This window comes from Vibrio sp. 10N.222.55.C6, from assembly GCF_041473395.1.
Taxonomy (GTDB): Bacteria; Pseudomonadota; Gammaproteobacteria; order Enterobacterales; family Vibrionaceae; genus Vibrio; species Vibrio crassostreae_C.
On sequence record NZ_JBFRSD010000306.1, the window covers coordinates 1 to 611 of the forward strand.

Here is a 611-nt window from a genome sequence, read left to right on the forward strand (position 1 = left end):
GTTGAGTACGGAAGTTTAATGGTTTAGAAAAAGAGACACACGACAAGGAGAAAAAGGATATGGAAATAAACCACTTTAAAGCATCCGACGCCGACGAGATCGTCACTTGGTTTACATCCCTAGAAGACTACGTGTTATGGGGAGGGCGAACATTTGGTTGGCCGTTGGAAGCAGCCTCAATCATCAAACGCTCTCAAGAGCCTCATGTCGATCTCTATACCTTCTCTGAACCTAGTGCTCTCTCTGAACTGAGTTCGAACGGCAATAACTCAGAACTGATCGGGTTTATGGAGTTTCAACGTATGTCAGACAGTGAACTTCGTTTTTGCCGAGTTGCTATTCACCCAAACCAACGAGGCAAAGGGTTAGGACAATCGATGCTTGAAACGGCCTTAAAGGCGGCGAAAGAAATACCGAATGTCACCACCATCACCTTGGCCGTATTCAAGCAAAACCACGGCGCAAAACGCTGCTACGACAAAGCGGGTTTTGAGGTGGTCGACAAAGAGCCAAGCGTTAAAGAATTTAATGGTAAAACATGGCCCTTGTATCAGATGGAATTAAAGATCTCTTAATTGGCTTTCATTTGATTTGAAGACAATGGCTTAAGC

Annotated in this window: 1 protein-coding gene; it reads left to right on the forward strand. The window is 44.7% G+C overall.

All coding sequences use genetic code 11. From position 1 onward, the window contains the following. The first annotated feature begins 59 nt into the window (after positions 1 to 59). The gene (locus tag AB4486_RS23810; protein WP_102393981.1) at positions 60 to 575 is read left to right on the forward strand and encodes an N-acetyltransferase; all 516 of its coding nucleotides are present in this window, start codon (positions 60 to 62) and stop codon (positions 573 to 575) included. Positions 576 to 611 lie beyond the last annotated feature (36 nt).